The sequence below is a fragment of the Bacillus sp. XF8 genome, assembly GCF_017498755.1.
GTDB classification, from domain to species: domain Bacteria; phylum Bacillota; class Bacilli; order Bacillales; family Bacillaceae_G; genus Bacillus_A; species Bacillus_A bingmayongensis.
This window is the reverse complement of sequence record NZ_JAGDQK010000021.1, coordinates 20,703-36,014: the sequence shown is the minus strand read 5'-3', so window position 1 is coordinate 36,014 and position 15,312 is coordinate 20,703. Positions and strand designations below refer to the sequence as shown.

General features: G+C 36.4%; 16 protein-coding genes. 13 read left to right on the top strand and 3 right to left on the bottom strand.

All coding sequences use genetic code 11. The features are described 5' to 3' along the window. The first annotated feature begins 1 nt into the window (after window position 1). The 7 genes from J4P91_RS14360 (at window position 2) to J4P91_RS14330 (ending at window position 5,466) form a co-directional block, all read left to right on the top strand. Entirely contained in the window at window positions 2-937 is a 936-nt protein-coding gene (locus J4P91_RS14360; RefSeq protein WP_207994682.1) for a sensor histidine kinase, read from the top strand. 127 nt (window positions 938-1,064) lie between these two features. Beyond that, entirely contained in the window at window positions 1,065-1,988 is a 924-nt protein-coding gene (locus J4P91_RS14355) for an ABC transporter ATP-binding protein (protein ID WP_207994681.1), read from the top strand. Further along, window positions 1,981-2,661, top strand: coding sequence for an ABC transporter permease (locus J4P91_RS14350; RefSeq protein WP_207994680.1), 681 nt, complete (start codon window positions 1,981-1,983; stop codon window positions 2,659-2,661). The genes J4P91_RS14355 and J4P91_RS14350 overlap by 8 nt, the downstream gene beginning before the upstream one ends. Before the next feature lie 47 nt (window positions 2,662-2,708). Further along, window positions 2,709-3,413 carry an ABC transporter permease gene (locus tag J4P91_RS14345; protein WP_207994679.1) on the top strand — a complete coding sequence of 235 codons (705 nt, stop codon included), beginning with the start codon at window positions 2,709-2,711 and terminating at the stop codon, window positions 3,411-3,413. 55 nt (window positions 3,414-3,468) lie between these two features. Next, the gene (locus tag J4P91_RS14340) at window positions 3,469-4,338 is read left to right on the top strand and encodes a DUF4097 family beta strand repeat-containing protein (RefSeq protein WP_207994678.1); all 870 of its coding nucleotides are present in this window, start codon (window positions 3,469-3,471) and stop codon (window positions 4,336-4,338) included. A 23-nt stretch (window positions 4,339-4,361) separates the two neighbouring features. Beyond that, window positions 4,362-4,718 (top strand): hypothetical protein, encoded by a 357-nt coding sequence (locus J4P91_RS14335; protein ID WP_207994677.1) that lies wholly within the window; start codon window positions 4,362-4,364, stop codon window positions 4,716-4,718. Window positions 4,719-4,773: 55 nt separating this feature from the next. Beyond that, window positions 4,774-5,466, top strand: coding sequence for an ABC transporter permease (locus J4P91_RS14330; protein WP_207994676.1), 693 nt, complete (start codon window positions 4,774-4,776; stop codon window positions 5,464-5,466). A 63-nt stretch (window positions 5,467-5,529) separates the two neighbouring features. Here J4P91_RS14330 and J4P91_RS14325 read toward each other — a convergent pair whose 3' ends face one another. After that, the gene (locus tag J4P91_RS14325; RefSeq protein WP_207994675.1) at window positions 5,530-6,033 is read right to left on the bottom strand and encodes a DinB family protein; all 504 of its coding nucleotides are present in this window, start codon (window positions 6,031-6,033) and stop codon (window positions 5,530-5,532) included. A gap of 192 nt (window positions 6,034-6,225) precedes the next feature. Here J4P91_RS14325 and J4P91_RS14320 point away from each other — a divergent pair, with 192 nt between their 5' ends. Further along, window positions 6,226-6,798: a sigma-70 family RNA polymerase sigma factor gene (locus J4P91_RS14320; protein WP_207994674.1), complete on the top strand. Its 573-nt coding sequence runs from the start codon at window positions 6,226-6,228 to the stop codon at window positions 6,796-6,798. After that, on the top strand, window positions 6,764-7,438 hold the full coding sequence (locus J4P91_RS14315; protein ID WP_207994673.1) for a septation ring formation regulator EzrA: 675 nt from the start codon (window positions 6,764-6,766) through the stop codon (window positions 7,436-7,438). The genes J4P91_RS14320 and J4P91_RS14315 overlap by 35 nt, the downstream gene beginning before the upstream one ends. A gap of 94 nt (window positions 7,439-7,532) precedes the next feature. On the opposite strand, the gene fhuB is transcribed toward J4P91_RS14315, so the two are convergent. Then, window positions 7,533-9,569, bottom strand: a complete 2,037-nt coding sequence (fhuB, locus tag J4P91_RS14310; protein WP_207994672.1) for a Fe(3+)-hydroxamate ABC transporter permease FhuB — start codon at window positions 9,567-9,569, stop codon at window positions 7,533-7,535. A gap of 7 nt (window positions 9,570-9,576) precedes the next feature. Continuing rightward, window positions 9,577-10,551 (bottom strand): ABC transporter substrate-binding protein, encoded by a 975-nt coding sequence (locus J4P91_RS14305; RefSeq protein WP_207994671.1) that lies wholly within the window; start codon window positions 10,549-10,551, stop codon window positions 9,577-9,579. Window positions 10,552-11,254: 703 nt separating this feature from the next. Between J4P91_RS14305 and J4P91_RS14300 the strand changes: the two genes are divergently transcribed. The 4 genes from J4P91_RS14300 (at window position 11,255) to etfB (ending at window position 15,276) form a co-directional block, all read left to right on the top strand. After that, window positions 11,255-12,940, top strand: a complete 1,686-nt coding sequence (locus J4P91_RS14300) for a long-chain-fatty-acid--CoA ligase (protein ID WP_207994670.1) — start codon at window positions 11,255-11,257, stop codon at window positions 12,938-12,940. Between the two features lie 107 nt (window positions 12,941-13,047). Beyond that, complete coding sequence (locus J4P91_RS14295) at window positions 13,048-13,635, top strand: fatty acid metabolism transcriptional regulator FadR (RefSeq protein WP_017150588.1); 588 nt, start codon at window positions 13,048-13,050, stop codon at window positions 13,633-13,635. Window positions 13,636-13,646: 11 nt separating this feature from the next. Beyond that, the gene (locus J4P91_RS14290; protein WP_207994669.1) at window positions 13,647-14,423 is read left to right on the top strand and encodes an enoyl-CoA hydratase; all 777 of its coding nucleotides are present in this window, start codon (window positions 13,647-13,649) and stop codon (window positions 14,421-14,423) included. Window positions 14,424-14,502: 79 nt separating this feature from the next. Next, entirely contained in the window at window positions 14,503-15,276 is a 774-nt protein-coding gene (etfB, locus tag J4P91_RS14285) for an electron transfer flavoprotein subunit beta (protein ID WP_017150590.1), read from the top strand. The last annotated feature ends 36 nt before the right edge of the window (window positions 15,277-15,312 follow it).

Here is a 15,312-nt window from a genome sequence, read left to right as displayed (position 1 = left end):
TATGGTCCCTCTTTTAACAATTGTTATTGTTATGTTATTAGGTATTATTTATTTTCAATATCGAATACAGAAAAGTAAAAGTGCAAATGTGCGCTATACATATGAAAAGTTACAGGATATTGTAAAGCAGCAAACAGGTGAGAAATTATTAGTTGTAACGGATGATAAAGAACTGCAAAAATTATTAGTAGCGATTAATCATTTATTAGATGCGAAGCAAAAAACGAATGCCAATCATGCGAAGGTTGAGATTTCCATGAGGAAGATGCTTTCTAACATCTCACATGATTTAAAAACGCCGCTTACTGTTATTCTTGGGTATATAGAAATGTTAAATGCAGATAAAACGATGAGTAAAGAAGAGCAACAAGCATTGCTAGAAAAGGTGCATTTGAAAACACTGGAAGTAATGGAACTGATTCATAAGTTTTTTGATTTGGCGAAATTAGAATCTGGAGATAAAGCAATCGAAATGACGAAGGTGAATATGAATGAAGTGTGCCGGGAAAAGATTTTATCATTTTATGATTTAGTAACGACGAAAGGGTTTGAGGTTCATATTGATATACCGGAGAAAAATGTATATGCACTCGGAAATGCAGAAGTGTTGGGTAGGGTATTAAATAATTTAATATCAAATGCAATTGCGTATGGATATGATGGGAAAACACTCGGTATTACATTAAGAGATGATGATAGGTGCATATATGTTGATGTATGGGACCGCGGCAAAGGAATTGATGAATCTCATATTGATAAAGTATTCGAACGCATGTATACGTTAGAAGATTCGAGGAACCGATTGTATCAAGGAAGCGGTCTTGGACTTACGATTACAAAACGACTTGTGGAAGCGTTAGGCGGAGAAATTCATCTTTCTAGTACGCCATATGAGAAAACGGTATTTACAATTATGCTGAAAAAAATGGAGTTTTAGCTTGTAGAAAAGGATGTTCTACAAGCTTTTTTTTGAACGTAAGAAATTTGTAAGGAATGGGTAAGAAAAAAGAGACGTTCATTGTCTATGATAGAAATATAAACTGGAAGCGAAAGGGGAAATTGATATGTCATATATATTAAAAACAAATGGGTTAACAAAAGTATTTGGGGGAAAAGAAGTGATTTCAGGGGTCAACATGCACGTGAAAAAAGGAGAAATTTACGGCTTTTTAGGACCCAATGGTGCTGGTAAAACAACAATTATGAAGATGATTACAAATTTAATAAAACCAACGAGTGGGGATATTGAAATTTTCGGTGAGAGATTAACAGATACATCATATGACGTGTTAAAACGAATGGGAACAATTATCGAATATCCAATTTTTTATGACAAATTAACAGCTAAGGAAAATTTATATCTACATTGCGAATATATGGGTTACTACGACAAGAAGGGGATTGAGCATGCATTAGATCTTGTTAATTTACACAACGTGGAGAATAAAAAAGTAAAAGATTTTTCGCTTGGGATGAAACAAAGATTAGGAATTGCCAGAGCGATTTTGACAAAGCCAGAGCTATTAATTTTAGATGAACCAATCAACGGTCTAGATCCAATCGGGATTAGAGAATTGCGCGACCTATTTAAAATGCTTTGCAAAGAATACGGAATTACCCTATTAGTCTCTAGCCATATTTTAGGAGAAATGGAGCAAATGGCAGATACGATCGGCGTTATTCAAAATGGGAAATTGATAAAAGAAGTTTCAATGAAGAGCATTAATGGAAAACAAACAGAGTACATTGAAATTCATGTTCAAGATGTGAAACGTGCGGCTTATATTTTAGAAAATAAACTTAGCATAACAAATTACAAAATTATGAGTGAAAGTATGATTCGCGTGTATGAAATGACAGCTACACAGCAAGCAATTTCTAAAACGCTGATCATGAATGACATAGAAATTGAAAGTATAAACAAAAAGCATAGTTCGTTAGAAGAGTATTTCTTAAATCTTGTAAATGGAGAGGGAATTCATGCTTAATTTAATGAGGCTTGAGCTTATGAAATTTAAGTTGTGGCCGACTATTAGAGGGGCACTCATTGCAATCTTTATCGTTTCTATATTTATTCCAGTGATTATTTTTGATGGGGAACTTGATAGTTATGATAGTGCATTTCAATTTATTGATCATTTTTCACGAGGGGTATTTATGATTTTTGCAGCAAGTTTAATTGCAAAATTTATTATTCAAGAGTTTCAAAATAAGACGATGACAGTCATGTTCATGTATCCGATTAATCGTAAAAGAATGATGGCAGCAAAAATGCTCATCATTATACTGTTTACGCTATGCGCTATTATCATTTCAGAGATTATTATGTTTAGCTTCGTCTATGTTTTAAATTTATATCATCCAGTAATCATGGAACCGTTAACGGTGGCGATTCTAACTCAGAACGCAGCGGAACTATTTGTGAATGCTTTAGCATCAACAGGAATCAGTTTAATCCCACTTTACTTTGGAATGAAAAAGTACTCAGTGCGGACAACATTCGTATCTGCAATTATTATTACGTGTTTATTTGCTTCTAGTTTGAATGGTGAAATTTCGTTATTCAGCTTTATTGTGATACCTATCATGATAGCGTGCGTTGGTCTATTTATTGCTTATATGGCCATAAGAAAAATCGAACAAGTGGATTTGTTTAAATAAGGACAAACAAGTACAGCAAAAAATGTAGTAGATGGGGGAGAAGCACCATGCTTAAATTGATGAAATTAGAATGGAAAAAACATCGCTTATCTAGGTATTTTAAAGGAGTAGTAATTTGTATCATAGCAATTTTCGCTTCTGTTGGTCTTATGGCATGGGGTTCTAAAGCAGAGAGTGAGCAAATGTTTTTAGATTATGCAGGGTTCATGTCTTTAACAAATATTTTTATTCGAACAACGTTTATGATTTTTTCAGCTGTCATTTTATCACGTTTAGTTATTGATGAATACAAGAACAAAACGATGCAATTATTGTTTAGCTATCCATTAGAGCGAAAAAAAATAATGCAGGCTAAGTTAGCAATTGTCTTTGGATTTTGTTTTGTGAGTATCATTATCTCTACTTTTATTATTAGCACGTTAACGTTCTTCTTAAATCCAATGATAGGATTCTTTGAAACAAGTGTTACTATGGGACAAATCATTGCCACCATTCCAGCTACTTTTCTTACTGCATTTATGATGGCTGGAATTAGCTTAGTTCCTTTATATTTTGGCATGAGAAAAAAGTCAACTCCTACAACGATTACCTCGTCTATAGTAATTGGATTATTGATTAACTCAACTGTTTCTAATGGGGGAGGACAGATGAGTTTGTTTGACTTCATTATAGTACCAATTGCGTTTTGTCTATTAGGTCTTGCAATTGGCTATCTGTCTTATTATAAAGTGAATAAAATGGATGTGGCTTAAATACAGATACAATTTTGAATGAGATGTAGATTTCAAATGAACTGGGGAGTAAAAAATGAAGAAAACGATGTTAGCTTCTATTTTAATAGTTCTAGTTGCAGGAGTAGTTTTTGGTCTCAAGGAAGTAGGGGCAAAGAGTTTTGAAAAAGAAACTTCTTTTACAGTAGATAGCGTAGAAGAAATAGAAATAAATAACGAAAATTGGGATGTTGCGTTCAAAAGTGCGGAATCAAACAAAGTAACAATCGCAGCTGAGGGAAAGCAGGAAGATAAGAAGAATGATCCTGTAACAATGAAAAAGGATGGAAAGAAAATTGTCGTGGATCAGAAAGAGCAAAAGGAAGGTTTTGCGGGAGGATTCAGTTTTGGAAAGAAAGGTACTATTTATATTTCCATCCCAAAAAATGGAGTAGATACGATTACATTGAATAATAGCTCTGGTGATATAAAAATGAATGATGTAACGACTAAAAATATTGTATTTTCAAACGGATCTGGTGCTGAAAAGATTGAAGGACTATCAGCAAAAAAAGGTAATTTTACATCAAAAGGTGGGGAACTAAGTTTGAAAAATAGTTCGTTACAGGAACTATCTGTAGCTTCTACTACCGGTGATAACTACCTTACAAATGTAAGGAGCCCTAAGACAAAAGTTACTTCGACAGATGGTGAAGTATTGATTAAAGAGACGATAGAAGGAAAGGCATTACTTGTAGAAACAAAATCAGGAGATATTGGTGTCTCTTATAAAGAAGCTCCAACTTCATTACAGCCTGCTGCTAACAGCGACTCATCCGATATAGTAGTGCGTTTAAATGGATTTAAGAAAAGAACGAATATGGAAAAAACAAAAGAAGGCGTAATTGGTGATGCATCAAATAAGGTGGAGCTTTTAAGTAAAAAAGGTACTATATATATCAAATAATAATCAGAAGAGGTGAATATATCATGCAGAAAAAATCAACTCGTTCCGTCAGTGACGTATTGGCTATGCTGTTTTTTTATTGTACGACGGGACTATTAAGCGTTATTGTTGTTCCAGTTTTGGCAACGATTGCGTACGGTTTCGGTTTTTGCACTGTACTTATATTTATTGCGGGTATTATTCGTTCCTTTGGAGCTACATGGGTACAAATGGATATTGGCCCTGGTTTATCAATCCCTCAGGAGTGGAGCATGGTTTGGGCTCTGGGTATAGGTGGAATCGTGGGAAGTATCGCCTATTTTAGTTGGAAGTATCTTCGTATTTATTTGAATTTTCTATCTAGAAGTTATCGTAAAGTATTACCAGCGAATAAGCAATAAAATCGAACAGGAGGATTTATTTAAATAAAACAGATGAACTAGGGAGGAAAATAAAATGTTGCAACTCATGAAGCTAGAAATGAAGAAATTTAAGCTTGGATGGTATGTGAAAGGTGCGATTATCGCAAATATATTGATGGTTGCAATGTTGTTTTGTGTAAGCTATGTGTCACAGATTGAAGGGGATATAGAACTAAGAAATTCTCAAGGGATTCTTTTAATGGCTAGTGCAATGGTGCGAGGGACATTTATTGTCTTTGCGGGAGTATTAATTGCGAAGTTAGTAATCGAAGAATATAAAAACAAAACAATATTGCTCATGTTTTCGTATCCGATTAATCGAAAAACAATCATTGCTAGTAAGTTATTAATTACAGCAATGCTAACATTTATAACAGTCTTATTATCTAACATTTTTGTAGTGGGTGTCTTCTTTACATTAAATAGCTATATGTTAGTTATTCCGAATACAATAACGATAGATGAGTTGATTCAAGAAGGTATAAAATTGGTTCCTTTTGCCGTTGCAGCTGCAGGGGCAGGGTTAATCCCGTTATACTTTGGTATGCGTAAATACTCTGTTCCAACAACGATTGTTTCTTCCTTAATTGTTGTGATGATTGCATGTCAAAGTCAGCCAGAGTTCTCATTAGCAACCTTTTTACCACTTCAATTAGCGCTTGCGGCTATTGGTATTATGATTGCTTATTATGGAATTAGAAATATTGAGAATGAAGATGCACTATAAAGTTTCACATGAAACAAGTTACAGAGAAAGACAAGGTGGTAAATCACCTTGTCTTTTTTGTTATTACATTTTCGGAGCTTCCATCCCTGCAGCTGCCCATTCTTCTTTAGCAGGTCCATAAATACCTGGAACCTTGAGACCAGCTTGACGCATTAAAACAGTCATTTGGCCGCGATGGTGATTTTGGTGATTAATAAGGGTCATTAAAAATATAGAATTCGGCATTGGACGTCCAAAGAAGTCATTGATTGTTGCTAAATCTTTATCAGTCCACTCTGTTTGAAGTGCTTCAACAAAATCCGTATTTACTTTACGATAGCCTTCCGCAATCGTCTTCGCGGAAGTTGGAACAGGATAATCTTTTGTTTCCCCCTCAAATTGTAAACCTGTTCCTGACAGCATCACAGGAATTGCAGTAACGATATGCCAAGCAACTCTGCCTAAAGTCCAATGACCAGGAGCAATTTCTTGCTTCAATGATTCATCAGTTAATGCATCCAATACCTTTTGTGTAGACTCAGACTCGTATTTCCACGTTGTTAGAAAGCCTTCAATGGTTTGGTACATGTTATCCCCCCAATGGTTATATTCATAGAGTAAATTCGTGAGAGTAGGTGTTTGTCCTGCTTTTTTATTTTGTATATTTACATTGATATAATATGAAATATACATAAGTAAATTTTGTATTTGTGTCAGAAAACTAACATTATAATTCGTATATTAAGTAAATAGAGAATGAAGCAAAGAGTGGTGATAGGGATGCGAGAAACTGAAATAGTAGAAGGATTGCGAAAGAAAGATATGAAGGCACTACATGCTGCAATTGATCAATATGGGGATTTAATTTATAAAGTAGTTCACAGTATATTGGATACATCGCACAGTAAAGTATTAGTAGATGAATGTGTGGACGATATTTTATTAATCATTTGGTACAACATTGAAAGTTATGAAGAGAAGCGCGGGAAGTTTAGAAATTGGCTTATATCTGTTGCGAAGTTTAAAGCGATTGATTTTAAGAGAAAGAGTAATCAGGCTTATCGATTACAAGAATTTCAGCAGGATATATATGAAGAGATAAAAGATACAAATCAAACAAATGAGGAACAAGAGGAAACCTTCTACCTTTTAATTGAAGCTTTAAATAATAAAGATAGAAAAATCTTTATAAAGAGGTATTTAGATGAATATAGTGTGCAAGAGATTGCTTCTGAATTAGGGCTGACAACAGATAATGTTTATAGCAGACTCTCAAGAGGACGGAAAAAACTAAAAAAGATAATAGGAGGGGAAAAGGATGCGCAAAGAGGAGCTGTTGCAGGGATTAAATAATTTACAATATAGCGATGAAGATTTGGCGGAATATACTGATGAAATAAAAGTTGATAAACAGAAAATAAAACGTGCCAAAAAGGTAGTCACAAGAACTATTTTAATGCAGCGTTGTTATCAGGAAGTACACAGTGATTTACAGAAAAATGAAGAGATCTTATATAGTATGATTGCATCTAATCCTCGTGTAAAGGGATCACAAACAGGAACAGCAACTATGTTAGGAATAGGCGCTCTCGCTATGCATTTTGGCATTAATAGCGTTTTGGTTGTTACAAATGAAAGATTATATGTTTTCTTTGTAGACCGGTATTATAATGATGTTGATTTAAAAGTATATCAATTAGATGAAATTGTTTCTATGAAAACAGTATTAGATCGTAAGGGAGGAAGTGAGTTTTTATATATAAAATATACAAATGGTAAAGAGTACTTATTATTAGGAATTGATGATGAATATCGTGAATTGTTTCAAGTGTTACGTCAAGTGAAAAAGGCAAGTGGAATAGAACTATCATTACAAGATAAGAAATTAACATGGGCATTAAGAGGGAAAAGAATGGTATTTTATGTATTGATGTATTCATGTGTAATATATTTCTTTTATAAAGCTTATATTAATTTTATGCCGCACTATTGAACTACCCCCACCTTCACTTCGTTTAGAGGAGGGGGTCTTCTCGGTTAAAATGATAAAAAGCGAGGGCTTCCAAACAAAAGAAGCCTTCGCTTTTTTAATTAACTTTCTTCCCACTCTTTCTCATCAACCAAAGGAAGTAGGGCGCGCCAAGTACAGCAACGACAAGCCCAGAAGGAATTTCTTTCGGATAGGCAATTGTCCGTCCAAGTAAGTCAGCGATGCAAAGAAGAATCGCTCCAAACAGTGCTGAGCAAATAAACAATCTTTGGTGATTCATCCCGGCAACAATGCGTGCTAAGTGCGGTGCAACGAGTCCTAAGAAGGCGATTGTACCAACAGCGGCGATGTTTACTGATGCGAGCAATGTCGCTAGGATAATAAGCGCAAAACGTGTTTTGTTTACACGTTGTCCAAGACCTGTTGCTAGGTCATCTCCGAGCACGAGAACATCAAGCTGTTTCATTAAGAAGAAGATGATTGGTACGAGAATAAGAGATGGATATAAAATTATATTTTCTAAGTGATTCCAGCCTCTTGCGTAAGTACTACCCGATAACCAAGTTAAGGCAGCGGCTACGTTTAAGTTTGCTCTCACGATAAAGATTTGAATAATCGCTGAGCCGAGTGCTGATACACCAATTCCGATTAATGCAAGTGCCGTTGGGCTAAATCCTGACTTCCATGAAAAGAAGAGGACGATTCCAACTGCAAGTAATCCACCAATAAATGCACCGATTGGTAGGAAGATTCCTGGAAGTGCAGGGAAGACATACATAATGGTTAAAGCACCAACACCTGCACCAGATGAAATTCCAATGATAGATGGATCAGCAAGTGGATTACGTAGTATCCCTTGAAAGACTAGTCCACTAATTGCAAGACATGCTCCCGCTACAGCAGCAACGAGCATTCTTGGTAGACGAAGGTTCATCATCATGTTTTGATCAAATTGTGTAAGCTGCCCTGTTATTACATTTGTTATACTCTCGATATAGGAATTACTGCCGATTGCAATGCCAAGAGCAATTGTTATAATGCACAGCATCGTAGATATGATGATTACTTTTGTATAAGAGAAATAGCGTGAGCTAGCGCCAGCTGTATTCGCTCCGCTATCGTTCATATATTGCTTGGATTTCATCATGCGATAAACTAAGTAAATGAGCCATGGTGAACCAATCATTGCAGTGACAGCACCAACAGGAAGTTCAGCGCCAGTTGGGTCTATTAATCTACCAACGACATCTGCTCCAAGTAATAAAATAGCTCCCCATAAGAAAGAGGAGAGAAGCAGAGGGAAATGTTGACGATAGCCAATAAGGCGCATTAAATGAGGTGCAACTAAGCCAATAAAACCGATTGGTCCAACAACTGTTACAACAACCGCAGTTAAAAAGATTGCGGCAATAAAGGCAATAAAACGTGTTACTCCTGTTTTTTCTCCAAGTGAAACAGCAACGTCATCACCTAAAAGAAGTATATTTAATTTACGTGACATGAACAATGCAGCAAGAAAAGCACAGAGAACAAATGGTACTGTAAATTGCACGCCATTCCAGTTATTTTGAACCAGTGATCCTGCGCCCCATAGGAACAATCCAGCTGTTTCATTTTCATAAAAAAGTTGCATCGTTCCGGTAAACGCAGAAAGCATTAATGTAACAACCATACCCGCTAGTGCCATACGTAGCGGAGTTCCTTTTTTACCACCAGAAATACGATATACGAACAAAGCTGTTACCGCTCCTCCAATAAATGTGAAAAGGAGAGAGTGTACTTGTAAGTATTTAGGTAAAAAAATGGTAGCAGCGATTAGAAAAAAATATGCCCCTGAATGAATTCCCATTGAACTTGCCTCAGCAAGGGGATTTTTCGTTAACGTTTGTAAAATAACCCCTGATACAGCAAGGGCTCCGCCAGCTAAAATCGCAATAGTAGCTCTTGGCAGGCGTAGAATAATTAATGTTTGATGTTCAAGAGATTGATTTGGAGAAAAGAGAGCATCCATAATCATGCTGTAAGAAATATTTGCTTGCCCTTGTCCGATATGAATAAAGAAAAGGAGGAGCAAGAGAGTCGCTCCTCCTCCGAATATAAGACTCGCTCGAAGTGTATGTTGTAAGTTATTCATTGTGAAATCACTTCTTCGCTGTCATTATATCTGCAACTTGTTTTGCTAATGATTTTGCAGATTCAGGGCCACCGAAGATCCAAGTGTCACCTTTTAGTTTATACAGTCTATTTTCTTTTTTGAATTTTAACTCTTCCCATGCTGGGTTACCCTTTAGCTGTTTGTCGAAGATGTTATCGTCATCAGCTACGATGTATAAGAAGTTTGCATCTTGTACACCTTGTAGTGCTTCTACAGTTGTTTGCTTGAAGCCGTCTGGCTCAGATTTACCAGGTTCAAATGCATTTGTTAAACCTAATTTTTTCGTGATTTGCATCGCTGTAGAGTTATCTGTCATTAGACGGAATGTTGGAACATTCTTTGCTGTAAATGATTGTGTCATTACGATATTTTTATCTTTTAAGTTTGCTTTTTCAATTTTTTCTTTTGCATCAGCAAATGTTTTGTCCATATCTGCTAATACTTTTTTGCCTTGCTCTTCTTTTCCAACTGCTTTTGCAATTTGTTTAAATGTTTCTGTCATTTCCGCAAGGTGGTCGTTATTGCTTGTTGATGGATCGAACATAATTGTTGGTGCAATTTGTTCTAACTCATTTTTAATAGCTTTACTACGGAATGAAGCTGTAATAATTAAGTCAGGTTTTAAGCGATTAATTTCTTCTAAGTTTGGTTGTTGACGTGTACCTACATCTACAACATCTTTATTTGGTTTTGTTTCTGTATTTACCCATTTATTATAGTTCTTAATATCAGCCATCCCGACAGGTTGAACGCCAAGTGCTAATAAATCTTCTGCATATACCCACTCAAGTACAACAACTTTTTTCGCTGGTTTATCTAACTTTGTTTCACCTTCAGCGTGTTTAATTGTTATAGCTTGTTTTTTATCATCTGTTTTTACTTCCTTCTTCTCTTCTTTTTGCTGGCCACATCCGACAACGAATAGAAGGATGACCATAAAAATACTAACAACTTTTTTCATCTTTTTCCCCCAAATGAATTATTTTGAAATGATATATAATCTTTCTGCAATTGCAGTAGGATTCATCCCTTTAATTGAAAAGGATTATCAGTTTCAACACGGAAATCATACTATGAAGGTTTTTGCGGTGTCAATTATTTTCTTTCTATTCTGACAAAAAAATCTCTTTAGAACATTATGGTATTTTTCACCGCTATAACGCTTTCGAAATGTGAATTTGTTAATAAACCTTTAAGAGGAGCAGGAGAAGAAACAGAAAGTATAAGCCAATTAGGATGTTGTTATATATAGGATAGGTTTCATTCATATGTAAATTTAAATTAAAAAAACGACATAAACCCTTTCTTTTTAGGCGGGAGAGAGCATCCGGCTATGCATAGAAGCGGTCAGATCCTTTTCCTGTCCCATGCCAAGTTAAAACAGAGAGAGAAAACGAATGCAAGTTACCTTTTCTTCTTCATAGCAGCGACTTATATGTTGAAAAGTCAAAATGGAAGGGTGAACAGAATTTTACAAGAGAAGGAAAGGAAACGACATGTCTCAATGGCACAATAATAAAAACGTTTATGGAGTTGCAATGGAATAGTTATACAAAAGTCAGAATATTATGATTGTAACGCGATTACGACTATAATATAATGAAAACAATCATCATGAATGGACATTCATTTTATTCTTGTAAGAACAGGGAGGAGGAATGAAGATGGAAAAGCCTTGGCTACAAAGTTATCCAGAGGAAATTCCAGATACAATTTCTTATGATATTCAGCCGCTCCATGTGTATTTACAGCAGATGTCTTCTCGGTATCCAGAAAAGAAAGCGCTTCACTTTATGGGGAAGGATATTATATTTTCAGAGCTGAATTGTAAGGTGAATCAATTTGCAAATTATCTTCGTAAGCTTGGTGTGAAAAAAGGTGATCGAGTTGCGATTATGTTACCAAATTGCCCGCAGTCTGTAATTGGATATTATGGTACATTGCTCGCAGGTGGTATTGTCGTGCAAACAAATCCTCTTTATACAGAGAGGGAACTAGAATATCAACTCCATGACTCTGGAGCGAAAGTTATTCTATGTCTGGATCTCGTTTTCCCGAAAGTTACGAATGTTCAATCTACAACAAAGCTCGAGCATGTTATTGTAACCCGCATTGCAGATTTTTTACCATTTCCAAAAAATTTACTATATCCACTTGTACAAAAGAAGCAAACGAATCTTGTTGTAAAAGTAGCCGAAAGTGATACGATTCATGTTTGGAAATCGGTAGAAAGAGAAAGTGATGAAATGGTAGAGGTGCCTTGTGATCCTGAAAATGATTTAGCGCTCTTACAATATACAGGAGGTACGACAGGATTTCCGAAAGGAGTTATGTTAACGCACAAAAATCTTGTATCGAATACATTGATGGGTGTGCATTGGCTATATAACTGTAAAGAAGGAGAAGAAGTGGTTCTCGGTGTCCTTCCATTTTTCCATGTGTACGGGATGACAGCTGTGATGAATTTAACCGTTATGCAAGGATACAAAATGGTAATTGTTCCGAAGTTTGATATGAAAATGGTGTTTGAAGCGATTAAAAAGCATAAAGTTACACTGTTTCCGGGAGCTCCGACGATTTATATTGCCCTTTTAAATAGTCCTCTGCTTCAGGAATATGATATTTCTTCGATTCGTGCTTGTATTAGTGGTTCTGCTCCTCTTCCAGTAGAGGTGCAAGAGAAATTTGAAAAGATTACAGGTGGTAAGCTCGTAGAAGGATATGGACTGACAGAGTCATCTCCAGTCACACATAGCAATTTCTTATGGGAAAAACGTGTGCCAGGAAGCATTGGCGTCCCGTGGCCAGATACAGATGCCCGCATTATGTCACTTGAAACAGGAGAATCGTTACCTCCAGGGGAAATTGGTGAAATTGTTGTGAGAGGTCCGCAAGTAATGAAGGGATACTGGAATAAGCCTGAGGAAACAGCAGCTGTATTACAGGATGGTTGGTTACACACAGGTGATGTTGGCTATATGGATGAAGATGGATTTTTCTATATAAAAGATCGCAAGAAAGACATGATTGTTGCTAGCGGATTCAATGTTTATCCGCGCGAAGTGGAAGAAGTATTATATGAACATGAAAAGGTGCAGGAAGTGGTTGCGATTGGTGTCCCAGATCCATATCGTGGTGAAACCGTGAAAGTTTTTGTTGTACTAAAAGAAGATGAAGTTTGTTCTGAAGAAGAGTTAGATCAGTTTGCTCGTAAATATTTGGCTGCTTATAAAGTTCCAAAAGTATATGAGTTTCGGAGCGAATTGCCAAAAACAACTGTTGGGAAGATTTTACGACGCGTCCTTATAGATGAAGAGAAGAAAAAGAAAGAGGATGAGCAGACGGGCTAAAGGCCCTTTCTTTTTGAAAATATATGATTGACAATATTGTAAATAGTCAGTATTATTAAAATATGAATGATTATTCATTCAGTCATCTTCTTGAAGGGGACAGTAAAGTGAAAAAAAATCGACCAAAATATAACCAAATTATTGATGCGGCGGTTATTGTGATTGCAGAAAATGGATACCATCAAGCGCAGGTTTCTAAAATTGCAAAGCAAGCTGGCGTTGCTGATGGAACTATTTATTTATACTTTAAAAATAAAGAAGATATATTGATATCCTTATTCCAGGAGAAGATGGGAGAATTTGTCGAAACAATTCGTCAAAAAACAGCAGGAATTGAAAGCGCTGTAGAGAAGTTATTTATGTTGGTAGAAACGCACTTCTTGCTGTTGTCACAAAATGATCCTCTTGCTATCGTCACTCAACTAGAGCTTCGCCAATCCAATCAAGACTTACGCCTCAAGATAAACGAAGTATTAAAAGGATACTTACAAGTCATCGATGAAATTTTGGAAACAGGTATAGGACAAGGAGAATTCCAAGCGGATTTAAATGTTCGCGTAGCAAGACAAATGATCTTCGGAACAGTAGATGAAGTTGTGACCAATTGGGTAATGAGCGATCATAAATATGATTTGGTCGCACTTTCAAAAACGGTACATGGGCTGCTTATTTCAGCTTGTGGTTATCGTCAATAATGGGAGGGATCTTGTTGAAATTCCTATCTGTAACAGTGGAAGACCATATCGCGGTGGCGACATTAAATCATCCGCCAGCTAACGCTATGTCTTCACAAGTTATGCATGACGTTACTGAGTTAATTGATCAAGTCGAAAGGGATGAAAGTATCCGCGTCGTCGTTCTTCATGGCGAAGGACGCTTCTTCTCAGCAGGAGCAGATATTAAAGAGTTTACTTCTGTTGAGGAAGCAAAACAGGCGACAGAGCTAGCACAGCTTGGACAAGTTACTTTTGAGCGTGTAGAAAAATGCTCAAAACCAGTTATTGCGGCAATTCATGGAGCGGCACTTGGCGGTGGCCTTGAATTCGCTATGTCTTGCCACATGCGCTTTGTAACTGAAAGTGCAAAGCTTGGTTTACCAGAGTTAACGCTTGGATTGATCCCTGGTTTTGCAGGTACACAGCGTTTGCCACGCTACGTTGGCAAAGCGAAGGCTTGTGAAATGATGTTAACAAGTACACCGATTACAGGTGCACAAGCATTAGAATGGGGACTTGTTAATGGTGTGTTCTCTGAAGAGTCGCTCTTAGAGGATACTCTTCAAATTGCAAAACAAATTGCTAGTAAAAGTCCAGCGACAACTCGTGCTGTGTTAGAGCTATTACAAACAACAAAATCATCTCATTATTATGAAGGTGTACAACGTGAGGCACAAATATTTGGTGAAGTGTTTACGAGTGAAGATGGAAGAGAAGGTGTAGCGGCATTCTTAGAAAAACGCAAACCTTCATTTAGTGGTAGGTAGTTCGAATTATTTTTTTAATATAAATTAACAGAATATTAAAATTGGTGGAATCTTTCTGAAAAACAAGGGGGTAAATGGAATGAACATCTACGTACTCATGAAACGAACATTTGATACAGAAGAGAAGATCGTAATTAAAAACGGTGCAATTTACGATGGCGAAGCGGAATTCATCATCAACCCTTACGATGAATATGCGATTGAAGAAGCAATTCAAGTAAGAGACGCACAAGGCGGTGAAATTACGGTTGTAACAGTTGGCGGCGTAGACAGTGAAAAAGAACTTCGCACTGCGCTAGCGATGGGCTGTGATAAAGCGGTATTAATCAATATTGAAGATGATATTGAGAATGGTGACCAATTTACAACAGCGAAAGTGCTTGTTGAATATTTAAAAGATAAAGAAGTAGATTTAATTTTAGGTGGAAACGTAGCGATTGATGGTGCGTCTGGACAAGTTGGACCTCGCGTAGCTGAAGCGTTAAATATTCCATATGTAACAACAATTACGAAGCTTGAAATTAACGGCACAAGCGTGAAAATTGAGCGCGATGTTGAAGGAGATACGGAAGTGATTGAAACATCACTACCGCTTTTAGTAACAGCGCAACAAGGTTTAAATGAACCACGTTATCCATCGCTTCCAGGTATTATGAAAGCGAAGAAAAAACCGCTTGAAGAATTAGAATTAGATGATTTAGATTTAGCGGAAGATGATGTGGAAGCAAAGACAAAAACAATCGAAATCTATTTGCCTCCTAAGAAAGATGCAGGAAAAGTGTTACAAGGCGAGCTGCAAGATCAAGTAAAAGAACTTGTATCGTTGCTCCATACAGAAGCGAAAGTAATCTAATAAAATACGAAATTATATATGCAGGAGGGAAAATCT